This window comes from Speluncibacter jeojiensis (assembly GCF_029589495.1).
Lineage (GTDB): Bacteria > Actinomycetota > Actinomycetes > Mycobacteriales > Mycobacteriaceae > Speluncibacter > Speluncibacter jeojiensis.
Genome location: NZ_JAAIVF010000002.1, coordinates 751,468 through 774,791, shown reverse-complemented (window position 1 = coordinate 774,791; position 23,324 = coordinate 751,468). Strand labels below are relative to the sequence as shown.

General features: G+C 68.6%; 19 protein-coding genes. 9 read left to right on the top strand and 10 right to left on the bottom strand.

Annotated features, from left to right (window positions below):
• Positions 1-108: 108 nt before the first annotated feature.
• The 4 genes from G4X40_RS10755 to G4X40_RS10740 form a co-directional block, all read right to left on the bottom strand.
• Positions 109-1,530 carry an adenylate/guanylate cyclase domain-containing protein gene (locus G4X40_RS10755; RefSeq protein ID WP_277832330.1) on the bottom strand — a complete coding sequence of 474 codons (1,422 nt, stop codon included), beginning with the start codon at positions 1,528-1,530 and terminating at the stop codon, positions 109-111.
• Positions 1,531-1,734: 204 nt separating this feature from the next.
• Entirely contained in the window at positions 1,735-3,693 is a 1,959-nt protein-coding gene (locus tag G4X40_RS10750) for an ABC transporter ATP-binding protein (RefSeq protein WP_408642171.1), read from the bottom strand.
• Positions 3,690-5,420 carry an ABC transporter ATP-binding protein gene (locus tag G4X40_RS10745; RefSeq protein ID WP_277832328.1) on the bottom strand — a complete coding sequence of 577 codons (1,731 nt, stop codon included), beginning with the start codon at positions 5,418-5,420 and terminating at the stop codon, positions 3,690-3,692. Before G4X40_RS10745 ends, G4X40_RS10750 begins: the two co-directional genes overlap by 4 nt.
• Complete coding sequence (locus G4X40_RS10740; protein WP_277832327.1) at positions 5,414-6,022, bottom strand: TetR/AcrR family transcriptional regulator; 609 nt, start codon at positions 6,020-6,022, stop codon at positions 5,414-5,416. Before G4X40_RS10740 ends, G4X40_RS10745 begins: the two co-directional genes overlap by 7 nt.
• Before the next feature lie 751 nt (positions 6,023-6,773).
• Here G4X40_RS10740 and G4X40_RS10735 point away from each other — a divergent pair.
• Together G4X40_RS10735 and G4X40_RS10730 are read left to right on the top strand one after the other, a co-directional pair.
• The gene (locus tag G4X40_RS10735; RefSeq protein ID WP_277832326.1) at positions 6,774-8,030 is read left to right on the top strand and encodes a cytochrome P450; all 1,257 of its coding nucleotides are present in this window, start codon (positions 6,774-6,776) and stop codon (positions 8,028-8,030) included.
• Between the two features lie 29 nt (positions 8,031-8,059).
• Complete coding sequence (locus tag G4X40_RS10730; RefSeq protein WP_277832325.1) at positions 8,060-8,572, top strand: DinB family protein; 513 nt, start codon at positions 8,060-8,062, stop codon at positions 8,570-8,572.
• Positions 8,573-8,576: 4 nt separating this feature from the next.
• Here the strand turns inward: G4X40_RS10730 and G4X40_RS10725 are convergent, their stop codons facing one another.
• Positions 8,577-9,194 carry a CHAP domain-containing protein gene (locus G4X40_RS10725; protein WP_408642170.1) on the bottom strand — a complete coding sequence of 206 codons (618 nt, stop codon included), beginning with the start codon at positions 9,192-9,194 and terminating at the stop codon, positions 8,577-8,579.
• Between the two features lie 102 nt (positions 9,195-9,296).
• On the opposite strand from G4X40_RS10725, the gene G4X40_RS10720 reads away from it, so the two are divergent.
• Both G4X40_RS10720 and G4X40_RS10715 read left to right on the top strand, forming a co-directional pair.
• Positions 9,297-9,488: a hypothetical protein gene (locus G4X40_RS10720; RefSeq protein ID WP_277832323.1), complete on the top strand. Its 192-nt coding sequence runs from the start codon at positions 9,297-9,299 to the stop codon at positions 9,486-9,488.
• Between the two features lie 96 nt (positions 9,489-9,584).
• Positions 9,585-10,463, top strand: coding sequence for an SGNH/GDSL hydrolase family protein (locus G4X40_RS10715; protein ID WP_277832321.1), 879 nt, complete (start codon positions 9,585-9,587; stop codon positions 10,461-10,463).
• 77 nt (positions 10,464-10,540) lie between these two features.
• On the opposite strand, the gene G4X40_RS10710 is transcribed toward G4X40_RS10715, so the two are convergent.
• Positions 10,541-11,479: a serine hydrolase gene (locus G4X40_RS10710; RefSeq protein WP_277832319.1), complete on the bottom strand. Its 939-nt coding sequence runs from the start codon at positions 11,477-11,479 to the stop codon at positions 10,541-10,543.
• A 988-nt stretch (positions 11,480-12,467) separates the two neighbouring features.
• On the opposite strand from G4X40_RS10710, the gene gltB reads away from it, so the two are divergent.
• The 3 genes from gltB (at position 12,468) to G4X40_RS10695 (ending at position 19,621) form a co-directional block, all read left to right on the top strand.
• Entirely contained in the window at positions 12,468-17,072 is a 4,605-nt protein-coding gene (gene gltB, locus G4X40_RS10705; RefSeq protein ID WP_277832317.1) for a glutamate synthase large subunit, read from the top strand.
• Positions 17,065-18,513, top strand: coding sequence for a glutamate synthase subunit beta (locus G4X40_RS10700; protein WP_277832316.1), 1,449 nt, complete (start codon positions 17,065-17,067; stop codon positions 18,511-18,513). The genes gltB and G4X40_RS10700 overlap by 8 nt, the downstream gene beginning before the upstream one ends.
• Positions 18,514-18,712: 199 nt before the next feature.
• On the top strand, positions 18,713-19,621 hold the full coding sequence (locus G4X40_RS10695) for a cutinase family protein (RefSeq protein ID WP_277832315.1): 909 nt from the start codon (positions 18,713-18,715) through the stop codon (positions 19,619-19,621).
• 18 nt (positions 19,622-19,639) lie between these two features.
• Here the strand turns inward: G4X40_RS10695 and G4X40_RS10690 are convergent, their stop codons facing one another.
• Complete coding sequence (locus tag G4X40_RS10690) at positions 19,640-20,236, bottom strand: histidine phosphatase family protein (protein ID WP_277832313.1); 597 nt, start codon at positions 20,234-20,236, stop codon at positions 19,640-19,642.
• 137 nt (positions 20,237-20,373) lie between these two features.
• Between G4X40_RS10690 and G4X40_RS10685 the strand changes: the two genes are divergently transcribed.
• Positions 20,374-20,931: a DUF2771 family protein gene (locus G4X40_RS10685; RefSeq protein WP_277832311.1), complete on the top strand. Its 558-nt coding sequence runs from the start codon at positions 20,374-20,376 to the stop codon at positions 20,929-20,931.
• A 20-nt stretch (positions 20,932-20,951) separates the two neighbouring features.
• On the top strand, positions 20,952-22,136 hold the full coding sequence (locus G4X40_RS10680; protein ID WP_277832309.1) for an oxygenase MpaB family protein: 1,185 nt from the start codon (positions 20,952-20,954) through the stop codon (positions 22,134-22,136).
• A gap of 8 nt (positions 22,137-22,144) precedes the next feature.
• Here the strand turns inward: G4X40_RS10680 and G4X40_RS10675 are convergent, their stop codons facing one another.
• The 3 genes from G4X40_RS10675 to G4X40_RS22955 are packed head-to-tail and all read right to left on the bottom strand — an operon-like array spanning position 22,145 to position 23,286.
• Positions 22,145-22,414 (bottom strand): SHOCT domain-containing protein, encoded by a 270-nt coding sequence (locus tag G4X40_RS10675; RefSeq protein WP_277832307.1) that lies wholly within the window; start codon positions 22,412-22,414, stop codon positions 22,145-22,147.
• 57 nt (positions 22,415-22,471) lie between these two features.
• Positions 22,472-23,089, bottom strand: a complete 618-nt coding sequence (locus G4X40_RS10670) for a type II toxin-antitoxin system prevent-host-death family antitoxin (RefSeq protein ID WP_277832305.1) — start codon at positions 23,087-23,089, stop codon at positions 22,472-22,474.
• Complete coding sequence (locus tag G4X40_RS22955; protein ID WP_408642169.1) at positions 23,086-23,286, bottom strand: thiocillin family RiPP; 201 nt, start codon at positions 23,284-23,286, stop codon at positions 23,086-23,088. The genes G4X40_RS10670 and G4X40_RS22955 overlap by 4 nt, the downstream gene beginning before the upstream one ends.
• Between the last annotated feature and the right edge of the window lie 38 nt (positions 23,287-23,324).

The following is a 23,324-nucleotide window of genomic DNA, read 5'->3' as shown; positions in this document are numbered from 1 at the left end:
ACGTCTACCCCGCGCCGACGCGATCGGTGCGGGGTAGAGGTGCCGGCACGGCACAGCACAGCACAGCACCTGGCTGCGCGCATCTGTGCGGGAGCCCGTCGCGTCCATTCATCCCAGTTCTGCACCGGCGCTCAGGGGCTCGGCAAGCACCGTCGCCTCGGCCCGACCGCGCAGCACCGCGGCGCCCCCGACCACCCACTGCGCCGCTTCTGCGGACTCCGCGGAGGCGACCGTCACCGATGAGGCCAGCACGCGGGCACTCCGGGACTTGGCCAGCTCGGTCAGCCGGGCGGCCTCGTTCACCGGATCGCCGATCACTGTGTACTCGTAGCGATGTTCGCCGCCGATCTTGCCGGCGAACACCTGCCCCGACGAGACGCCGATGCCGAAGTCGATGTCGTCGAGCGCGGTCAACGCCCGCCGTAGCCCTCGCGCGGCTGCCAGCGCGCTCCCCTCGGCATCTGAAACCCGCTGTGGCGCACCGAACACGGCAAGCGCGGCATCGCCCTCGAACTTGTTGATGAATCCTCCGTTGCCCTCGACCGTCTCGGCCACGATGCGGAAGAAGTCGTTGAGCAGTGCCGCCATCTCGTCGGGCGGTACCGCTGCGGCCATCATCGTCGACCCCACCAGATCGACGAACAGCACGGCGACATCTTGCACCCGGCCGTCGAGCAGGCCGTCGGACTCGAGGGCGAGTCGTGCTACCTCCCGCCCCACCTGCCGTCCGAACAGGTCGCGCAGCCGTTCCCGCTCGGCCAACCCGCGCACCATCGTGTTGAAGCCGCTCTGCAGCCGCCCCACCTCCGAGGTGTCGTACACGGGGACATCGGCATCGATGCTGCCGCGCTCGACCTCGCCCATCGCCGCGACCAGTTCGTGCGCCGGATCCGATACCGACCGCGAGATCAGCACGGTCCCGCGCAGTCCGGCGAACAGGGACACCACCGCCAGGATGAGCACCGGCACATCGATCGGGGTGCCGGACGTGATCGGCCACCCGAGTTCCCGGGCAACCACGATCAGCGCGATCGCGCCGACCGGAACACCCGTGCACAGCGTCCACACGGCGACCAGGCGCACCATCATCCGCGGCCGCCGCACGCTCGCCGGGTGACCGCTCAGCGCCGACTGGGTGATCGGACGCAGAATGCGTTCGGACAGCAGATATCCCATGCAGCAGGTGGTCGCCGCACCCAAGCCGGCCGCCACGGCGATCAGGACTTGGACGTTCCCGCCCGCATCGCGATTCGCGACCACGAACGCGACGGCGGCGACCGTCCAGATCAGAATGTGTACCGCGCCCTGCCGAAGCGGAATCCGTAGCGCGGATCGTCGCTGTCGGTCGTTCGGGGACACTTCCGCGGAGAACCACGCCAATGCCGGGCCGAGTGTCAGCGCACCGCCGAGGAACGCGCCCGGCACACCGACCAGCACCGCCGCTCCGAGGATGACGATGTTCTCCGTGGTCAGCAGACTGCCGCCGGCCGGGCCGGCGTGCGGAGTGAGCAGCACGACCAGCGCGAACACCTCGACCGCGCCGACCAGTTGTGAACTCAGCAGCGCCAGGGCGTACCGGACCCGTATCGTCCCCGCCTGCCGCGTCGCTTCGACGGTGTCCGTGGCGTCCTCCTCGGTACACGTGCAGACTCAGAACGCGCACCGGATCAGTACGCGCGCAGCCTCAGTATTCACGCCAGGACGCCGGCGACCACGCGAGCGCGCCGGGCACTCTCAACTGTGCACCGGCGCCAACTCTTCGGTCTCGTCCACCAGCGCGCCCTCGAACTGCGACATGTACAACCGGTGGTACGCGCCCCGCGCCGCGAGCAGGTCGACGTGGTTGCCGTGCTCGACGATGTGCCCGTTCTCCATGACGATGATCGTGTCCGCGTCGCGGATGGTCGAGAGTCGGTGTGCGATAACGAAACTCGTGCGGTCCGACCGCAGCGCGTTCATCGCGTGCTGCAGCAGCACCTCGGTGCGGGTGTCGACCGAACTGGTCGCCTCGTCGAGGATGAGGATCGCCGGATCGGACAGGAAGGCCCGGGCGATCGTGATCAGCTGTCGTTCACCGGCGGAGAGGTTCGTGCCCTCGTCGTCGATGACTGTCTGATACCCGTCCGGCAGCGAGTGCACGAACCGGTCCACGAAGGTCGCGGTTGCGGCGGCCAGCACCTGCTCGTCGGTCGCCTCGAGGTTGCCGTAGCGGATGTTCTCCTCGATCGTCCCCTCGAACAGCCACGTGTCCTGTAGGACCATGCCGATCTTCGAGCGCAGGTCGGCCCTGCTGATCTCGGTGATGTCCTTGTCGTCGAGCAGGATCCGGCCCGAGTTCAGTTCGTAGAACCGCATGATCAGGTTCACCAGCGTGGTCTTGCCGGCGCCGGTCGGTCCCACGATCGCGATCGTCTGGCCGGGTTCGGCGGTCAGGTTCAGGTGCTCGATCAGCGGCACGTCCGGTTTGTAGCCGAAGCTGACGTCGTCGAAGGACACCTTGCCCTGTACCGGGGTCGGCAGCTGCGCGTCGCGATCGGGCTCCTGGTCCTCGGCGTCGAGCACCTCGAACACCCGCTCCGCCGAGGCGACGCCGGACTGCAGCAGGTTCGTCATCGACGCCACCTGCGTCATCGGCTGGGTGAACTGGCGCGAGTACTGGATGAATGCCGTGACATCGCCCAGCGAGAGGGCGCCGGAGGCGACCCGTAGCCCGCCGAGTACGCACACGATGACGTACTGCAGGTTGCCGACGAACATCATGATCGGCATCACCAGGCCGGAGATGAACTGCGCGCGATAGCCGGCGTCCATCAGTTCGCCGTTCTTGTCGCGGAACCGCGCCTCGACCTGCGGCCGACGCCCGAAGACCGTCACCAGTTCGTGGCCGCTGAACGCCTCCTCGATCTGTGCGTTCAACGATCCGGTGTGCTTCCACTGCGCGACGAACTGCTTCTGCGAGCGCTTCATCAGCTGCGCGGTGATCAGCATCGCCACCGGGATCGACACGACCGCCACGAGCGTGAGCAGGGGGGAGACGACCAGCATCATCACCAGCACACCGACCATCGACATCAGCGACACGAGCAGCTGGCTCATCGACTGGGTCAGCGACTGGCCGAGGTTGTCGATGTCGTTGGTGACGCGGGAGAGAAGCTCGCCGCGGGGCTGATTGTCGAAGTAGCGCAGCGGAAGCCGGTTGATCTTGTGCTCGACGTCGCGACGCAGGTCGGCCATCGCCCGCTGCACCGCGCCGGTGAGCAGCCAGCTCTGGATGTACTGCAGCACCGACGAGCAGACGTAGACCGCCAGCGCGATCGCGAGGATCTCGCCGACCTTGCCGAAGTCGATTCCGGTGCCCGGGATCAGGTTCAGGTGCGCGATCATGTCGGCCAGCGTGTTCTGCCCGCTGTGCCGCAGGCCCTCGACGACCTGCTCCTTGGACTGCCCCGCGGGCAGCCGGGAGGCGATCGCGCCGCTGTAGATGTAGTCGACCGCCTTGCCGATGATCCACGGCCCGGTCACGCTGAGCGCCACCGAGATCACCGACAGCACCAGTACGACGATCATCGTGACGCGCTGCGGGCGGAGGGTGCCCAGCAGGCGTTTGGCCGACGGCCAGAAGTGCATGGACTTCTCGTTGGGAGCCAGCCCGGCCATGCCGCCGCCGGGCCCTCTGCGTACCGGTCCGGTCATGCCACCGCCTCCGATCCCGCCTGCGAACCGGCGATCTCCTGGTAGGTCTCACAAGTGTCGAGCAGTTCCGCGTGCGTGCCGATGCCCATCACCTTGCCGTCGTCGAGCACGACGATGCGGTCGGCACCGACGATCGTCGAGACACGTTGCGCCACCAGGAAGATGGTCGCGTCGGTGACGTGCGGGCGCAGTGCCGCGCGGACCCGGGCGTCGGTGGCGAGGTCGAGCGCGGAGAACGAGTCGTCGAACAGGTAGATCCGCGGTTTCGCGACCAGTGCCCGGGCGATGCTCAGTCGCTGACGCTGTCCGCCGGAGACGTTGGTGCCGCCCTGGGCGATCTGCGCTTCCAGACCGCCCATCGACTGCACGAAGCTCGAGGCCTGTGCGATCTCGAGGGCCTGCCACAGTTCGTCGTCGGCGGCCTCCGGGTTGCCGTAGCGCAGGTTGCTCGCCACCGTGCCGCTGAACAGATACGACTTCTGCGGGACCAGGCCGATGTGCCCCCAGAGGGCCTCCGGATCGATGTCGCGGATGTCGGTGCCGTCGATGCGCACCGCGCCGCCGGTGACGTCGAACAGCCTGGCGATCAACGAGATCAGTGTCGTCTTGCCGGAACCGGTCGAGCCGATGATCGCCACCGTCTCGCCTGGGCGGCCCGTCAGGGTGACGCCGGAGAGCACCGGTTCGTCGGCCCCGGGGTAGGTCATGGCGACGTCGTCGAACCGGACCTCGCCCCGGATGGGCGGAATCGAAGTCGGGTGCTCGGGCGGGCGCACCGAGGGTGTCGTGTCGAGCACCTCGGTGATGCGCTCGGCCGACACCGATGCCCGCGGCACCATCATCAGCATGAACGTCGCCATCATGACGGACATGAGGATCTGGATCAGGTAGGTCATGTATGCGGTCAGCGCGCCGATCTCGACGCTGCCCTGATCGATCGCTTTCGCGCCGAACCACCAGACCGCCACCGTGGTCACGTTCATCACCAGCATGACGAACGGGAACATGATCGCCATCAGCCGCATCACCCGGATGCTGCTGTCGGTCAGCTCCTCGTTCGCGGCGCGGAAGCGCGCCGTCTCGTAGGGCTCGCGCACGAACGCGCGCACCACCCGCACTCCCGAGAGCTGCTCGCGCAGCACGCGATTGACGTTGTCGAGCTTGGTCTGCACGGTGCGGAAACCGGGCACCATCCGCGCGATGACGAATCCCATGACCACCCCGAGCAGCGGGACGGCGACCAGCATCAGCCAGGACAGCCCGATCGCCTCGCGCAGCGCCATGATCACGCCGCCGACGGCCATGAACGGAGCGGCGACCATGAAGGTCATCGTCATCAGCACCAGCTGCTGCACCTGCTGAACATCATTGGTGCCGCGGGTGATCAGCGACGCGGCACCGAAATTGCCGACCTCGCGGGCGGAGAACCTGCCGACCGCGTGGAAGATGTCGCTGCGGGTGTCGCGGCCGAATGCCATCGAGGCGCGGGCGGCGTAGAACGTGGCCAGCACCGAGGCGACGATCTGCACCAGCGAGATCGCCATCATCACGCCGCCGCTGCGCCAGATGTAGCCGGTGTCGCCGACCGACACGCCTTGGTCGACGATCCTCGCGTTCAGGCTGGGCAGGTAGAGGTTGGCGATGACGCTGACCAGCTGGAAGAGGCCGATCAGCGCCAGCCAGCGTTTGTACGGCCGCAGCCGGCTTGCGATGAGTGCGATCAGCATGAGAGCCCCCCTTGGTGTCGGCTCGGTTCGGTGGAGATCCCGTCGAGGACGAGATCGACGATGAAGTGCGGATCCATCCGGTCGTTTCCGCAGAGCAGTGGGTTGACGCCGCCGAAGGAGAGCATCCGCAGTGTCTGCATGACCCGCTCGGGGGACACCCGGAACCGGTCGACGTCGTCGCCGAAGATCCGGTGCATCATCTCGGTGATCTGGCGGCGCATCTCGGGATCGTCGGCGTCGCGGCGCGGGGGCGCGGTCATGCCCAGGGCCGCCATCAACCCGAACATCCCGGCGAAGCGGTCCTGGTAGAGGGCCACCATGCCGTAGAGGCGTTCGCGCAGCGGCAGGTCGGCGGGGATGGCGCCGACCGCGTCGATGAAGTCGGTGGGGTCGAAGGCCTTGTCGATCACGGCCTGGATCAGGTCGTCCTTGGTGTCGAAGACACGGAAGATGGTGCCCTCGGCGATGCCGGCGTACGCGGCGATCACCCGGGTGCTGACCATCGTCCGGTGGTCGAGCAGCGCCCTGCGGGCCGCGTCGACGAGCGAGGCTCGGCGGTCGTCCGGTGCCAGCGGTCGGGCACGGGTCTTCGGTTGTTGCACAGACGAGAACCTAGTATGAGTGAGCGCTCACTCGCAAGGGCTTTTCGGCGGCCCTGTCTGCCGGCGCCGATGTCCGGCAGTGCTGCCGCATACGCACCCGCACTGTCGCCCCGGTCACGTTCGCGGGCCGCAAAGCCGGTGACCCCGCCCACAAGCGCGCCACCTTATTCGACACGTCACAGATCAACAAGGCGAATTCGCCTACAGTTCATGCGAATTGGCGTGTCAGGCATTCGGTGGCCACTCGGCGTTCACCTGACAGGATCAGTCTTTCTCTCGTCAGACACCGACACCTTCGAGGAGGCTTCCAATGCCCACTTTCGACTTCCTGCACAACTTCTTCACGCTCGGAAGCCTCGTCAGCACCGGCGATTTCGTGTTCAACCTCGCCCCCGGCAAGTAGTCCGGGCCGCTGACTCATCCACCGTACAAGATCAACCCGAAAGGTAACGACATGACCACGATCCTCACCCTCCTCACCGACGTGCTGCCGCTCATCAGCGGGCTCAGCTCCGACTCGAAGGACTCGGGCAAGACCTCGTCCGGCTCGCTCAGCGCCAGCCTCTGACGCACAGCCGCGTCGCCTTCGGCGGCCTCGCCCATCGGGCGGGGCCGCCGTTCTGCCGTCCAGGGGTGAGGAACGCCGGGGTGAGAAGCCCTGCGCCCGAAACGGCCGTGCCTACACCGGACGGGTTCTAGCCTGTGTGAGACCGCGGCAGGACCCGACCGCGGTCGAAGGGGGCCGAACACGATGAGCCGCAGCGCACCTGGAGCCGCACCAGAATCGGTCGTCCCCGATCTCACGGATCTGGACCTGTTCGTGCGCGGCTTTCCGTACGACGCCTTCGCGCGGCTTCGGGAGCAGGCGCCGGTCTGGTGGCACGAACCGACCGCGCACACCCCGGCAGGCGAGGGCTTCTGGGTGGTCAGTCGCTACCGCGACGTGGTCGGTGCGGGTGGCGACACCGCCACCTTCTCGTCGGACGGCACCGCGGTCCGTGACGGCGGCGGCACGCTGATCGAGGATCTGCCGGCCGGACTCGCGCCCGGGCACATGCTCAACATGACCGATCCGCCCCGGCATCCGAAGCTCCGCCGGCTGCTGCATGCGAGCGTGGCGCCGCGTGTGCTCGCACGCATCGAGGACGACCTGCGTGAACGGGCGGTCCGCATCGTCGACGCGGCCGTCGCGAAGGGCGAGTGCGACTTCCTGCTCGACGTGGCTGCCGAGCTGCCGCTGCAGGCGGTCGCCCAGTTGCTGGGGGTGCCGCAACAGGACCGGCACCGGCTGTTCGAGTGGGCCACCGCCACCCTCGACTACGCCGATCGCGACCTGGGCGAGGTCACCGAGCTGAGCCGGCGCGCGCTGTCGGAGATGCAGGACTACGGCCGGGCGCTGCTCGAGCGCAAGCGTGCGGATCCCGGCGACGACCTCATGTCGGTGGCGGCGACGGCCACGATCGACGACGAGCCGCTCGCGGACCTGGACCAACGGATGGTGTTCAGCCTGCTGCTGGCGGCCGGTAGCGAGACCACCCGCAACGCGATCGCCGGGGGCATGCTCGCATTCGCCGAATGCACCGGCATCTGGGAGGACCTCCACGCGGACCGCACGCTGCTCGCGCCGGCGGTCGAGGAGATCCTGCGATGGACCTCGCCGACCCCGTACAACCGGCGGACCGCCACCGCGGACGTCGAACTCGCCGGGGTCCGCATCCGTGCGGGGGAGAAGGTCACGTTGTGGTGGGCGTCGGCGAACCGTGACGCGGCGGTCTTCCCCGATCCCGACACCTTCGACATCCGCCGTACGCCCAACCCTCACGTCGCGTTCGGCCGGGGGCCGCACTTCTGTCTCGGCTCGGTCCTGGCCCGGATGGAGATCCGCGTGGTGCTCGAGGCGCTGCTCGACCGGGTGGCCGGGTTCGAGGTCGTCGGGCCCGTCGAGCGGGTGCGCTCCAACAAGCACACAGGGATCAGGCGGTTGCCTATGCGGTTGGAGCCGCGGTGATGTCAGACCCCGGTGGCAGCATCGCGGCCATGACCGCAGCAGAGCGCCTCGTGCCCGCGATGAACGCAGACGAGCGCACCACACTCGAGACCTGGCTGGACTTCTACCGGGCCACACTGATGCTCAAGTGCGACGGCCTGGATGGCGAGCAGTTGCGTGCCGATTCGGCACGGCCGTCGGAGCTGACCCTGCAGGGCCTGGTGCAGCATCTGGCGGAGGTCGAGCGCAACTGGTTCCGGCGGGTGCTGACCGGCGAGGACATCGCGCCGATCTACCCGCGACGGCCCCAGGCCGACGGGCACGACGGTGGGTTCGAACTACTCGACGCGGTGTCGTTCGCCGCAGCGCGGGCGGCGTGGGAGACGGAGGTCGCGGTGGCGCGCGACAACTGCTCCGGCCGAGACCTCGCTGGCACCAGCGCTTTTCGCGGCACCCAGGTCTCGCTACGCTGGATCTACATCCACATGATCGGCGAGTACGCGCGGCACTGCGGGCACGCCGACCTGCTGCGTGAGCGGATCGACGGCACGACGGGGGTGTGAGCGGTCAGTTCCCGAGGCGGCCGAACCCCACGACGCCGTCGTCCCGGTCCCACGTGACGGTATGGACGCGGATGCGGCCGGCTTCGTTGCCGCCGACCGTGGTCGCGGTGTCGCCGTGGACGGCGACGACGATGTTGGTGTGCTGCCCGATCCAGTCGCCGCGGTCGTACAGCACGACGTCGCCGACCACCGGGCGGTAGCCGCGCCCGACCGGGGTGAACAGTCCCTTGGACTCGTAGTACTCCTGCAGCGTGTACACGCCGGGGATCCGCCAGTCGCCCGAGTTCGGGTTGGTCAGCGGATGGCCGGCGCCGCGCATGATCCAGCTGACGAAGTCGGCGCACCACGGCTCGTCGATGCCGCCGGAGTAGTACGTCCCCGCATGTTGATCGGTGTGCGCGGTCTCGAGTAACTGCACGATCTGCGCCTGGGTCGGCGAGAGAGCGGTGACGTCCACTTCCGGGAACGAGGTGGTGTCCCACGGCAGGTATCGGCTCGGGGCGAACCACAGCACGCCGCCCGCCGCAACGGCCAGAACCGCGACGAGCGTGACGAGCCACAGCACCAGGCGCCGGCGACGACAGGTGGGCGCGGCTGCGGGTTCGCGTGCGGGTGTGGTCACGCCGTCGAATCTACGAGGTGTGTACAGGGAACCCTCAGGGAACGGGGCTACCTTGGCCGACATGTGCACCGAGTCCCCTGCTCGCGACGCGGCGGTCACGCGATGAACCTGGCATCGGGGGTCATCGTGTACGGCGGCGGCGGCGCGGCCATCCTCACCGCGAGTCTGGTCATTGCGATGATCGCGGCGACCGTCGCGATCGAGAAGCGTCGCAACCTGTACGTCTGGCTGCTCAGCAGCTTCGCCGGAACCTTCCTGATCATGACGGCCGTCGTGGACCTCGCCGTACGCTGACCGACCCGAGCCGCCGCCCACCGTTTCAGCCCCGGAGCGGACGCTTGGTCGCTAGCATCCCCGGTGTCGGTGCAGATCGGACAGTGGGGAGTCGTCATGAGCGCTGTGCTGCGTGCCGCGACCGCGTTGGCCGCCGCCGCGACTGTCGGGTTGCTCACGGTGGGCACGTCACAGGCCGCGCCGCCGCCGCAGAAGTACGTGGCGCTCGGCGACTCCTATGCCTCCGCCGCCGGGGTGATGCCGCTGGTGCCGGGCGCGCCGCTGCCGTGCTCGCGGTCGCAGCGCAACTACGCCCATCTGGTCGCGCAGGCGAAGGGGGTCGACCTGACCGACGTCACCTGCGGCGGGGCGAAGGTATCCGATCTGACCGGATCGCAGTTCCCCGGCGTCGCACCGCAATTCGATGCGCTTACTCCGGACACCGGCGTCGTCACCCTGCAGATCGGCGGCAACGACGGCAACCTCTTCGGGGGGTCCGTGGCGGACTGCCTCGCCGCGACCTTCGCCGACCGGACCGCGATGACGGAGGGCGCCGCGGGTGGTGGCGGTGCACCCTGCCGCGACCGGTACGGCGACACCTTCCTGCGCCAGGTCGCCGCCGACGGGCCCCGGATCGGGGCGGCCATCGAGCAGATTCATCAGCGCTCCCCGCGAGCGAAGATGTTCGTTGTGGGTTACCTCGGAATCCTTCCGCGGCAGGGTAATTGCTTCGCACAGATTCCGCTCGCGGTCGACGATGTCGCCTACCTGAACGAACTGGAGCTCGCACTCAACTCGATGATCCGGACAGAGGCCGCGTCGCACGGCGCCACCTTCGTCGACACCCCAGATGCCGGGCACGACGCGTGTGCCCCCGAGGGGGTGCGCTGGGTGGAGCCGCTGATCCCCGGGACCGACGCGGTGTCGCTGCATCCCAATGCCACCGGCGAGGCCGCGGTGGCCCGCCAGGTCGAGGCCGCGCTCGGCCGCGCCTGATCCGGCGCCCAGAGCAGTCCGATACCCAGAGCAGTTCGGCGCCCAGAGCAGTCCGATACCCAGAGCAGTCCCAGAGTTCAGTGCAGACCGGCCAGCAGCAACTGCGCGACGTGCGAGTCGGTGGCGACCCCGTCGTCGTACCCGCCCTGCCCGTTCAGCGAGTTCATCATCGCGAGCGTATAGCGCTGGCCGGGGCCGACGAAGCCGACCGAGTTGATCACCCAGCCGCCCTGTTCCAACGACCAGCCGTCCTTGTTCCCGGGCTGCTCGGCCGGCCCGGCGCCCCACACTCCCCACTGCTGGTCGGGTGCGACGTGCTGCAACTCGCGGACGATGTAGTCGCGATCGGTGGCGGGCAGGTCGGTGAGCACGTACTGGATCAGCCGGTCGAGGTCGTTGGGTGTGCACTTCTGGAAGCCCCAGTACGGGAAGTACCTGGTGAACCCGCGCTCGGGCTGCAGGTCGGTCATCCCGTAGCGGACGAAGTCCCGATTGAAGGTCATGTGGTCCGCACCCGCGTAGCGGAACCAGAGGGTGTCCGCGGCGTCGTCGTCGGACGAGTGCAGCATGCGCTGGATCAGCGTGCGGTCCGCGTCGGTCAGCGTGATCGCGCCGTCGCGGTCGCGGATGAACAGGTCGACCACCATCGCGAGCTTGATCGTCGACGCCGTCCACACCATCGTGTCTGCGTAGGCGTTGCGATAGACCGCCCCGGTCGTGCGGTCGCGCAGGACGAAGCCGACGGTGCCGGGGCGGGTGGCGAGGTACGCGTCGACCGAGGCGAGGCGGGCCGGGATGTCGCAGTCCTGGGTGCAGGCCGGCGCGGGAGGCGTGGTCGGCGCGGCCGGGGTGGTGGCGACCGGCGCGCCGGCGGGACGCGTGGGGGCTGTGGGCGCCGAACTCGCCGCCGGGACGGGAAGCGCGACCGGATGCACGCTCGAGCACGCGGCGGTTCCGGCCATCAACGCGGCCGCCGCGAGGACCGGCGCGACGCGGCGCGGCGTGCGGAAGGTCATCGGGGCAGCCTGGCACACGGTTCCTGCCAGGCGGCTGTGTGCCCGGGGTAGGCCCCGTGGGCTCGATCTGCGCCGCTTGTCGACCCGCACGGCGACGCTTGTCACAGACGACCCGAACGCTATGACGGCTCACAGGGCGCAACCGTCGCGAATTCAATTAGCTTGGGGGCATGGATCAACAGACCATGCCGCCCACCCCGAACCTGATCGGTGTGGCCCGGGATGCCGGCGTCTCCGTCGTCACCGTGCTCGCGTCGGCGCTCGGGCGTCGGTGGCCGTTCGCCTGAAGAAGCGACCCGCCCGCCGAATTCCGTTACCGAGTGATGAACGACCGTCCGGGTCGGTTTCGGAGGCGAGGGGACCCTCTGTTACCGTTCGCAACGCACTGGCCGCAGCTGTCGATTCGCTGCGGCCAGTAGTACGTTTCCGGAGCGTTTCCGGGCCGCACGACACGCCCGTGCGACCTGCCCGGTGACCGATCGGCAAACGTGCTGATCATCACTGCTGGGCTGCTTGTTTCGCGGCTGCCCGGCAGGTGCTCTGCCTGCTACACTCACAACTGGCTTTTCGTGTTCTCTCAGCGTCGCGGTGCACAGTGTGGTGCCACCACGACGTTTTCACCGCTGCCGTTCGGCTACGAGCCGCATTTGGGCGTCGGCCGGTGGGAGACCGCAAGAGCCACATTCGCACACTGGTCAACGTCGCCCAGTGCAGGGTCGGCCCGACATGTTCGGCCGGCGGGGCATCCACGATCGTGGTGCTCACCCGAGTCTTTTCATCAAAGCGCCGGCCCGAGTGCACCAACCGTCATGTTCAAGTGACCGGGCGCCGTCGACGAACACCACCGGAGCGGATCTTCCTTCCGTCGTGATCGCCGCCTGCTCGGCCCTGTGACCACCGGCGCGGTGTCTCGCACGACCCGATCTCGCTAGATCTGGTTCGGCGGGACCGCCCGCCCGCCGGTCGCAGCTTGCGATGAAAGCGACCTATGAAGCAGATCCCTGGGCCCATCGGCCTCTACGACCCGGCGAAAGAGCACGACTCGTGCGGTGTGGCGTTCGTCGTCGACATGCACGGCCGCAAGAGCCGGGACATCGTCGAAAAGGCGATCACCGCGCTGGTGAACCTGGAGCACCGTGGTGCCGCAGGGTCCGAGCCCAACAGCGGTGACGGCGCCGGCATCCTGATCCAGGTCCCGGACCGCTTCCTGCGCGAGGTCGTGGACTTCGAACTCCCCGCTGCCGGCAGCTACGCGACCGGCATCGCCTTCCTCCCGCAGCACACCCCGGACGCCGACAAGGCGGCCGAGGGCGTCGACAAGATCGTCGAGAGCGAGGGCATGCGCGTCCTCGGCTGGCGCGAGGTCCCGGTCGACGGCACGTCGCTCGGTGAGATGGCCCGCGGCGCCATGCCGACCTTCCGTCAGCTCTTCATCGCCGGCGCGGACGGTGAGCTCTCCGGCCTCGACCTCGAGCGCCGCGCCTACGTCGTCCGCAAGCGCGTCGAGCACGAGCTCGGCTCCGAGGGTGCCGGCCAGGGTGGCCTCGGCTCGGAGACCGTGTACTTCCCGAGCCTGTCGGGCCGCACCTTCGTCTACAAGGGCATGCTGACCACGCCGCAGCTGCGCGCGTTCTACCTGGACCTTCAGGACGAGCGTGTGGAGAGCTCGCTGGGCCTGGTGCACTCACGCTTCTCGACCAACACCTTCCCGTCGTGGCCGCTGGCCCACCCGTTCCGCATGGTCGCGCACAACGGCGAGATCAACACCGTCTCCGGCAACGAGAACTGGATGCGGGCCCGCGAGGCGCTCATCGACAGCAGGGTCTTCGACGCCCCCGGTTCGTCCGAGAGTGCCCTCGACAAGATCTTCCCGATCTGCACCCCGGGCGGTTCCGACACCGCGCGGTTCGACGAGGTCCTCGAGCTGCTGCACCTGGGCGGCCGGAGCCTGCCGCACGCGGTGCTGATGATGATCCCCGAGGCCTGGCAGAAGCACGCCTCGATGGACCCGGCCCGCCGGGCGTTCTACCAGTACCACTCGTCGCTGATGGAGCCGTGGGACGGACCGGCGTCGGTGTGCTTCACCGACGGCACCGTGGTCGGCGCCGTGCTCGACCGCAACGGCCTGCGCCCGTCGCGCGTCTGGGTGACCGACGACGGCCTGGTCGTGATGGCCTCCGAGGTCGGCGTCCTCGACATCGACCCGAGCAAGGTCGTGCGCAAGATGCGCATGCAGCCCGGCCGCATGTTCCTGGTGGACACCGCACAGGGCCGCATCGTCGGTGACGACGAGATCAAGTCGCAGCTGGCCGCCGAGCACCCCTACGGGGAGTGGATCGAGCAGAACGTCGTGCACCTGCGCGACCTGCCGGACCGCCCCTACAAGTACATGTCGCACGAGCGGGTCGTGCTGCGGCAGTTGATGTTCGGTTACACCACCGAAGAGGTCAACCTGCTGGTCAAGCCGATGGCGCTGACCGGTGGCGAGGCGCTCGGTTCGATGGGCACCGACACCCCGATCGCGGTGCTGTCGACGCGGCCGCGGCTGCTGTTCGACTACTTCCAGCAGATCTTCGCGCAGGTGACCAACCCGCCCCTGGACGCGATCCGCGAGGAGCTGGTCACCAGCCTCGGCAGCGGCATCGGCCCGGAGGGCGACCTGCTCAACCCGACCGCCGATTCGTGCCGGCAGATCTCGCTGTCCCAGCCGATCCTCGACAACGACGAGCTCAACAAGCTCATCCACGTCAACGACGAGGGCCAGTTCCCGAACTTCGGCAGCGTGGTCGTGCGCGGCCTGTACCCGGTCGCCGAGGGCGGCGAGGGGCTGCGCCGGGCGCTGGAGAACATCCGCGGACAGGTGTCCGAGGCCATCGCCGCGGGTGCCCGGGTGATCGTGCTGTCCGACCGTGAGTCGGACGCGACGAATGCGCCGATCCCGTCGCTGCTGCTGACCGCGGCCGTGCACCACCACCTGGTGCGGGAGCGGACCCGCACCAAGGTCGGTCTGATCATCGAGGCCGGTGACGCCCGCGAGGTGCACCACATGGCGATGCTGATCGGCGTGGGCGCCGCGGCGATCAACCCGTACATGGCCTTCGAGACCATCGACGAGCTGATCCAGAGCGGCAGCCTGCCGGGTGTGAGCCGCGAGAAGGCGATCGCCAACTACAACAAGGCGGCCGGCAAGGGTGTGCTGAAGGTGATGTCCAAGATGGGCATCTCCACCATCGCCTCCTACACCGGTGCGCAGCTGTTCGACGTGATCGGCCTGTCGCAGAACCTGATCGACGAGTACTTCACCGGATTGCGTTCGCGCAACGACGGTATCGGGCTCGACGAGATCGCCGCGGATGTCGCGACGAGGCACACGCTGGCCTTCCTGGACCGCCCCGACGAGCGCGCGCACCGCGAGCTCGAGGTCGGCGGCGACTACCAGTGGCGGCGCGAGGGCGAGTACCACCTGTTCAACCCGGACACTGTGTTCAAGCTCCAGCACTCGACCCGCACCGGTCAGTACAAGGTGTTCAAGGAGTACACCCAGCTGGTCGACGACCAGTCCGAGCGGCTGGCCACCCTGCGCGGCCTGCTGAAGTTCAAGTCGGGTGTGCGCGAGCCGATCTCGATCGACGAGGTCGAGCCCGTCGAGTCCATTGTGCAGCGGTTCTCGACCGGCGCGATGAGCTACGGCTCGATCTCCGCCGAGGCGCACGAGACCCTCGCGATCGCGATGAACCGGCTCAAGGCCCGCTCGAACTCCGGTGAGGGCGGCGAGAACCCGGCGCGCTTCACCCCGGACGCGAACGGCGACCTGCGCCGGTCGGCGATCAAGCAGGTCGCCTCCGGCCGGTTCGGTGTCACCTCGCACTACCTGACCAACTGCACCGACATCCAGATCAAGATGGCGCAGGGAGCCAAGCCCGGTGAGGGCGGCCAGCTTCCGGGCAACAAGGTGTACCCGTGGGTCGCCGAGGTGCGGCACTCGACGCCGGGCGTCGGGCTGATCTCGCCGCCGCCGCACCACGACATCTACTCGATCGAGGACCTGGCGCAGCTGATCCACGATCTGAAGAACGCCAACCCGCAGGCCCGCATCCACGTGAAGCTGGTCGCCGAGTCGGGTGTCGGCACCATCGCCGCGGGCGTCTCCAAGGCGCACGCCGACGTGGTGCTGATCTCCGGCCACGACGGCGGCACCGGTGCGGCCCCGCTGACCTCGCTCAAGCACGCGGGTGGTCCCTGGGAGCTCGGCCTGGCCGAGACCCAGCAGACGCTGCTGCTCAACGGTCTGCGCGACCGCATCGTGGTCCAGGTCGACGGCCAGCTCAAGACCGGTCGTGACGTGGTGATCGCCGCGCTGCTCGGCGCCGAGGAGTTCGGCTTCGCGACCGCGCCGCTGGTGGTGTCGGGCTGCATCATGATGCGGGTGTGCCACCTCGACACCTGCCCGGTCGGTGTGGCGACGCAGAACCCGGTGCTGCGCAAGCGGTTCACCGGCTCGCCGGACTTCGTCGTGAACTTCTTCGAGTTCATCGCCGAGGAGGTCCGGGAGCTGCTCGCCGAGCTCGGCTTCCGCAGCATCGACGAGGCGATCGGCCAGGTCGAGACGCTCGACATCAAGTCGGCGGTCGACCACTACAAGGCCGCCAAGCTGGACCTGACGCCGATCCTGGCGAAGGTCGAGTCGCCGCTGTTCCCCGACCAGTCCCAGTGCTGCGTGCAGAGCCAGGACCACGCGTTGGAGAAGGCGCTCGACAACACGCTGATCGCACAGGCCCGCGGCGTCATCGACAACGGCGGCACCATCACCATCGAGACGCCGGTCGGCAACGTCAACCGCACGGTCGGCACCATGCTCGGTCACGAGCTCACCAAGGTGCACGGCGCGGACGGTATGCCGGACGACAGCATCGACATCACGCTCAACGGGTCCGCCGGCAACAGCTTCGGCGCGTTCGTGCCCAAGGGCATCACGCTGCGGCTGTTCGGTGACGCCAACGACTACGTCGGCAAGGGCCTGTCCGGCGGCCGGGTCATCGTGCGGCCCTCCCTCGACGCGCCCGAAGGGTTCGTCGCCGAGGAGAACGTCATCGCCGGCAACGTGATCCTGTACGGCGCCACCAGCGGCGAGGCCCTTGTCCGCGGTGTCGTCGGTGAGCGGTTCTGCGTGCGCAACTCGGGCGCCACCGCCGTCGTCGAGGGTGTGGGCGACCACGCCTGCGAGTACATGACCGGCGGCCGGGTGGTCATCCTGGGCAAGACCGGCCGGAACTTCGGTGCCGGCATGTCCGGCGGTATCGCGTTCGTCTACAACCCGGATGCGACGTTCGAGGCCAACCTCAACGGCGAACTGGTGGAGTTGGAGAACCCGGACACCGCCGACATCGAATGGCTGCGCGAGACGGTCGTGCGTCACCACGCAGCAACCGATTCGCCTGTGGCCGAGAGGATCCTGGCGAACTGGGACCAGCAGGTGAATCACTTCGTGAAGGTGATGCCGCGCGACTACAAGCGAGTGCTGCTCGCGATCGAGACTGCGAAGAAGGACGGAACGAACGTGGACGAGGCGATCATGGCGGCTGCAAATGGGTGACCCGCGCGGATTTCTGAAGCACGGCCGGCAGCTGCCGGCCCGCCGGCCGGTCGCATTGCGGCTGCTGGATTGGCACGAGGTCTACGAGCCGTTCCCGAAGGACAAGCTCGAGACGCAGGCGAGTCGCTGCATGGATTGCGGTATCCCGTTCTGCCACAACGGTTGCCCGCTGGGGAACCTGATCCCCGAGTGGAACGATCTGATCACCAAGGGCAACTGGCGCGATGCGCTCGAGCGACTGCACGCGACGAACAACTTCCCGGACTTCACCGGGCGGCTGTGCCCCGCGCCGTGTGAGGCCTCGTGCGTGCTCGGGATCAACCAGGATCCGGTCACCATCAAGCAGGTCGAGTTCGAGATCATCGACCACGCCTTCGACGAGGGCTGGGTCACCCCGCTGCCGCCGTCGGTGAAGACCGGCAAGAAGGTCGCCGTCATCGGTTCCGGTCCGGCGGGCCTGGCCGCGGCGCAGCAGCTGACCCGGGCGGGCCACGCGGTCACCGTGTTCGAGCGCGCCGACCGGATCGGCGGCCTGCTCCGCTACGGCATCCCCGAGTTCAAGATGGAGAAGCGGCACATCGACCGCCGTCTCGAGCAGATGGAGGCCGAGGGCACCGAGTTCCGCACCGGCGTGAACGTCGGCGTGGACGTCACCGTCGACCAGCTGCGCGCCGACTACGACGCGGTGGTGCTGGCGATCGGTTCGACCATCGGTCGTGACCTGCCGATTCCGGGCCGTGAACTGGACGGCATCCACCAGGCGATGGAGTTCCTGCCGATCGCCAACCACGTCCAGCAGGGTGATCTGGCCGAGCCGACGATCACCGCCGCGGGCAAGAAGGTCGTCATCATCGGCGGCGGCGACACCGGCGCGGACTGCCTGGGCACCAGCCACCGGCAGGGCGCCGAGGTCGTGCATCAGTTCGAGATCATGCCGCGGCCGCCGGAGACGCGTGCCGAGCAGACCCCGTGGCCGACCTACCCGCTGATGTACCGCGTGTCCTCGGCCCACGAGGAGGGTGGCGAGCGGGTGTTCTCGGTCAACACCGAGCAGTTCGTCGGTGTGGATGGCCACGTCACCGGACTGAAGGCCCACGAGGTCCAGATGGTCGCCGGCAAGTTCGAGAAGGTCGAGGGCTCGGACTTCGAGCTCGAGGCGGACCTGGTGCTGCTGGCCATGGGCTTCGTCGGCCCGCAGCGTGAGGGCCTGGTCGATTCGCTCGGCGTCGAGCTCAACGAGCGGGGCAACGTCGCCCGCTCGAGTGAGTGGCAGACCAGCGTCGACGGCGTGTTCGTCGCCGGTGACGCGGGCCGCGGCCAGTCGCTGATCGTGTGGGCGATCGCCGAGGGCCGGTCGGCCGCGGCGTCCGTCGACAAGTTCCTGATGGGCACCACCGCGCTGCCGGCGCCGGTGGAGACCACCACGATGCCCCAGCGGTAGCTCCTCGGGGCGGTATCCGGAACCATGTCTGTGCGCGGTCGGTGTGATGCCGGCCGCGCACAGGCGTTCGCGGAGCGGGATTCCTTTACTCTCTGTGCATCTGCGTGACATACGGTGCTGGCAAGATTCAGCTGCCGGAATCCCGCGTTGGGGCGGGCGACGAAGAATTGGGGGCAACCACATGTTGCTGAGGAAGTCGATGGCGATCGTCGCGGCTGCGGGCGCGGCGCTGGTCGGGAGCATTGTCGGTACGGGCGCCACCGTCGGCACCGGGGTGGCGCAGGCCGCGCCCTCCTGCCCGAGCCTGTATGTTGTCGCGATCCCCGGCACGTGGGAGACCTCCGATCACCCGTCCGGGGGTGCCGACCGCGGCATGTTGCTCCCGGTCACCGACAATCTGCCGTCCTCGGTCCGCGTCGACTACGTGACCTATCCGGCCACGGCCTTCCCGTGGGAGGGGGACGTCTACGGCGCGTCCAAGCGGCAGGCCGTCCGCAACGGGCGCGGGATGATCGCGGCGATGGCCAAGAGGTGCCCCGGCACTCGCTACGGCATCGTCGGGTACAGCCAGGGCGCGGACGCGGCGGGCGATCTCGCCGCGGAGATCGGCACGGGCACCGGCGTGGTCCCGCCGAACAAGGTCGCCGCGGTGGGCCTGATCTCGGATCCGCGCCGCTCGCCGACCGACGCACTCGTCGGCCCGCCGGTGGGCGGTGCCGGTGCGACCGGACCGCGCCCGGGTGGGTTCGGCTGGGTGTCCCCGAACGTGCGCACCATCTGCGCGCCGGGCGACTTGTACTGCGCGGCACCGCAGAACGACTTCGTCGGCCGGATTGCCGGATTCGTCGTGCAGAACTCCGATCCCGGATCCTCGGACAAGAAGGGTTACGCGCCCGAGGCGGCGCCGATCATCGGCGACCTGACCAAGGACGGCGGACTGTCGACGCTGCAGCATCAGCTGACCGAGCCGAACAATGTCGCCCGCGGCAAGATGTTCGAGAACTTCCTTCAGTCCGGCGTGCACCAGGACTACCGCAGCTACGCGATCAACGGGTCGGGCGAGTCCGCGACGACCTGGATGCACGACTGGTTCGCCTCGAAGGCCTGACGCGCGCGACCCCCGCGGTCAGCGCGGGATGTCGCGCATGTGTCCGGTCTCGTTGACCGAGGCGACCTTGCGGGTTCCGTTGCGCGAGATCAGCACCCGACTCAGCGAGACGTACTCGAGGGGGAAGGTGAGCGGCCGGGCGAGGTCGAGCAGTTGCTGCAGGTACACGTTGATGACGCCGCCGTGGCTGACCACGGCTATGGTCTGGTCGTGAGCGTGGTCGTCGACCAGCCGCTGCATCGCCGCGGTCACCCGGGCGGTGAACGCGACCGGATCGGCGAAGTCGGGGATGTACCCGGCCATGATCCGGGCGTACGCCTCGGGATGCGCGGCCCGGGCCTCGTGGATCGGCACGTAGTTGCGTTGCCCGGCGTCGTATTCGGCGAGGTCGGGGTCGACGGCGACCTCCAGCCCGAGCGCGTCGGCGAGCGGCTGTGCGGTCTGCCGGGCCCGGAGCATCGGGCTGCTGACGATCGCGGACACGTCGTACTCGGCCAGGGCTTCGGGAATGCGCTGCGCCTGCAGCCTGCCCAGCTCGGTCAGCGCCGGGTCGGCTCCGCCGGCGACCTGTTCGACTCGCTGCGGAAGGGCATGACGGATCAGGAGAAGCTGCACGAAGCGACCGTAGACCAGCGGACCGCAACTATGGCACCGGTGGTCGTTCGATCGGCTAGCATCCGAAATGCCGGGGCGACAGCCTCTGCCGCCCGGGCATCCTGGTGATTCTCGGTGCTGGCGGACAGGACACGCAGATGAGCAGATTTTCGGAAGCCTTCGGTCGCGGCGAGAACGGGCCCGGCACGATCCAGCGCAACGTCGCCGACCGCACCATCCTCACCGTGCTCGTGATCGTCGCGGCGGTGGCGGCGGTGCTGATCGGTATCGGCGCGTGGCTGGTGTCGGCGAACGTGTCGACCCCCCGTCCCGCACTGACCGCCTACTCGGACGGGACGGCCGTGACCGTGCATCCGGTGCGGTACTGCGAGCAGGGGCAGCGATGCGATCGGGGTGGATCCCCCGCGGTGCTGAACGTGCGTCAGGATCCGGTGCAGTTGTCGGTGCCGAACGACGTGTCCGGCAACAGCTGGGTGCTCGAGTCCACGTACATCGACCCCACCGCCCCGCGGGGAGCCGCCACCCACACGACCGTGTACACCGCGAACAGCCGTACCGCGGTGACCATCCCGGCCTACGGCGCACTCGGTGGCCGGCTGGCCCGGGTCGAGGTGCGGCTGCCGGAGCGTCTCCCGAACGGGAACATCGCCGACCGGGCCGTCTGGGCCCTCGACGTCCCGTTGGTGCACCGCTGAGGTCGTCTGTGGACACCGCGATGGCTCAGCCGCTGCCGACGAGGCACCCGCAGCGGCCGCGCCCGGTGCCGCCGGCGATCCGGCTCTTCGCGCTCGCGCTCGGACTGCGCGAGCCCGACGCCGCGGAGTTCCGGCGTCTCGGCGAGTGCCTGCTGGTGGCGGACGCGCCTGCGGACCGGCTGGTGGACTGGATGCACACCGTCGGGATGTCGCGGTCGCGGCCGATGTTCGAGCAGGCGCTGCGCGAGGGCGTCGACAGCGTCGGTGAGCTGCGGCCGGGTGACGCACCGTTGCGCGCGTTCTTCGCCGAGGTCGAGACCGTCCCCGACTGGGTCGACCGGGACCGGCTGCGGTCCGCGGCGCGGGTGATGCGCAGCGGTGGGGCCGACGGTCTGTACATCGCGCGTGACGTCGCGCTGCTCGGTGGCTACATGTTCGCCGGCTTCAATCAGACGCTGCTGCGGACGGGTGCACTGGAGAAAGGCTCCAACAAGCGTTTCGCGGAGACGTCCCAGTGGGCGATCGACGTGATCTCGGACGGGGGACTGGAGCCGGGTGGGGTCGGGTATCGCTCGACGGTCCGGGTGCGGCTCATCCACGCGATGGTCCGGCGGCACATCGCCTCGATGGATGACTGGGACGCGAGCGCATGGGGCGTGCCGATCAACCAGACCGACATGGCCGCGACCCTCGTGGGGGCGCTCGTCGCACCGACCGTTGGCGGCGTCGGCATGGGAATCGTCAACCGCCCGAACGAGTACGAGGCGGTCGCGCACCTGACCCGCTATGTCGGGTGGCTGATCGGCGTGCAGGACGAGTTCCTGCCGACAAGCTTCCGGGACGCGATCCGGGTGCTGCTGCACACCTCGTGTGCGCTCTCGACCCCGGACGCGACGACGCGGCAACTCGCGATGCCGATGGTCGAGGATCCGCTGTCGTGGCACTACCGGACGCTGCCCGGTTTGCGCCGGTGGTTGGCGCGTTCACAGCATCTCGGTATCACCGGCGCGTTCCTCGGCCCACGCGCGATGCGCGTGCTGGGACTGCCGGTGCTGACGGTGCCGTGGTACCCGCTGATCCGGACGCCGGTCAACGCGGTCCGCTCGGCTGCCGCGCTGCTGCCCGGCGGGCGGGGCCGGGCAGCGGAGCGCGGCAGACGCGAGCAGGCGTCGTTCATGCGGACGATGACCGGCGTGGGTGGCTGAAGCCGCTGCTACTTCCGCTTCTCCCGCAGCACGTCTCGACGGGTGCGGTACTGCTCCTCGGTGATCTCGCCGCGTGCGAACAGGTCGGCGAGGGTCGATTCGCCGCCGCGTCCGGTGCAGCCGAGCCGGCGGCGGCGCAGCATCACGAAGAACGCGATGACCGCGATCCAGAACAGGATCGGGAAGATGACGAACCACGGGCCGGGCCCCCAGCCGTGGCGATAGCAGGTGTCCGCCAACAGGGCGGTGGTGGTCGGGTCGGCGATGAGTGTGTTCATGGGTTCAGCGTGCCGCCCGACGGGTACCGCCGAATCGGCCGCGAGGCGGCACTCGCGTTACGTCCCGAGACGTACCCGTGCGGCCGCGAACTGCTCCGCCAGGTCCCCGGACCATCGGGACCACAGCCGTTCGTGAGCGGGGTCGCGCGTGCCCTGATGCTGCACGATCACCCGGGTGTGCCCGTCGACCTCACGCAGCGTGATGCAGACCTCGGTTGTCAGACCACTTCGCTCGGTCCAGGTGAACCGCAGCAGTTCCCGCGAGATCACCTCGAGGACCGTTCCGACCACCTCGCCGCGGGAACTGCTTTCGCTGTCCTCGACTTCCCTGCCCTCCAGATCGGCGTCCACCGGACCGTCTTCGAGCCAGAGGTAGTTGAACTCGCCGTCTACCACCGGGTCCAGGATCACCGGCGCCCACCAGCGTCGCACGCGAGGATCGGTCAGGGCTTCCCAGACCTGCTCGGCATGCGCGGGCAACCGGACCTCCTGGATGATCACGTCCGCCGCACGTCCGGCGTTCCCGCTCTGCGAGGCGGCCTCTGGCGACAGCAGAACCGCCGCCGGCTTGCCGTAGTGGGTCAAGATGATGCGCTCGCCCCCGAACCGGACTCGTGCCACCAGCTCGGTCAATTGGTCGCGAGCCCGGGTGAGTGGGACTGATCGGTCGGTCATGATGTTCCCCCGTCGTGATGCGATTCTCCTTGGGTGCCGGGATGCTGCCACCGGGGTACGACATGTCGTCCGTTCACCACAGTTCCAACACTGCCCACAGTTCCAACACTGCCCACAGTTCCAACACTGCCCACAGTTCCAACACTGCCCACAGTTCCAACACTTCGAACTCTGTGAACTGTGCGCAGAGTTCGCATGTTGGGCGCGCCGCGACACACGGTGCCGCCGGGCGTCT

Coding starts and splice junctions, on each gene's coding strand:
- G4X40_RS10675 (WP_277832307.1), bottom strand. CDS start 22,414: ATGAACACACTCATCGCCGACCCGACCACCACCGCCCTGTTGGCGGAC.
- G4X40_RS10695 (WP_277832315.1), top strand. CDS start 18,713: ATGGCGATCGTCGCGGCTGCGGGCGCGGCGCTGGTCGGGAGCATTGTC.
- G4X40_RS10715 (WP_277832321.1), top strand. CDS start 9,585: ATGAGCGCTGTGCTGCGTGCCGCGACCGCGTTGGCCGCCGCCGCGACT.
- G4X40_RS10750 (WP_408642171.1), bottom strand. CDS start 3,693: ATGACCGGACCGGTACGCAGAGGGCCCGGCGGCGGCATGGCCGGGCTG.
- G4X40_RS10680 (WP_277832309.1), top strand. CDS start 20,952: ATGGCTCAGCCGCTGCCGACGAGGCACCCGCAGCGGCCGCGCCCGGTG.
- G4X40_RS22955 (WP_408642169.1), bottom strand. CDS start 23,286: ATGCGAACTCTGCGCACAGTTCACAGAGTTCGAAGTGTTGGAACTGTG.
- G4X40_RS10720 (WP_277832323.1), top strand. CDS start 9,297: ATGAACCTGGCATCGGGGGTCATCGTGTACGGCGGCGGCGGCGCGGCC.
- G4X40_RS10685 (WP_277832311.1), top strand. CDS start 20,374: ATGAGCAGATTTTCGGAAGCCTTCGGTCGCGGCGAGAACGGGCCCGGC.
- G4X40_RS10710 (WP_277832319.1), bottom strand. CDS start 11,479: ATGACCTTCCGCACGCCGCGCCGCGTCGCGCCGGTCCTCGCGGCGGCC.
- G4X40_RS10700 (WP_277832316.1), top strand. CDS start 17,065: ATGGGTGACCCGCGCGGATTTCTGAAGCACGGCCGGCAGCTGCCGGCC.
- G4X40_RS10730 (WP_277832325.1), top strand. CDS start 8,060: ATGACCGCAGCAGAGCGCCTCGTGCCCGCGATGAACGCAGACGAGCGC.
- G4X40_RS10735 (WP_277832326.1), top strand. CDS start 6,774: ATGAGCCGCAGCGCACCTGGAGCCGCACCAGAATCGGTCGTCCCCGAT.
- G4X40_RS10670 (WP_277832305.1), bottom strand. CDS start 23,089: ATGACCGACCGATCAGTCCCACTCACCCGGGCTCGCGACCAATTGACC.
- gltB (WP_277832317.1), top strand. CDS start 12,468: ATGAAGCAGATCCCTGGGCCCATCGGCCTCTACGACCCGGCGAAAGAG.
- G4X40_RS10745 (WP_277832328.1), bottom strand. CDS start 5,420: ATGCTGATCGCACTCATCGCAAGCCGGCTGCGGCCGTACAAACGCTGG.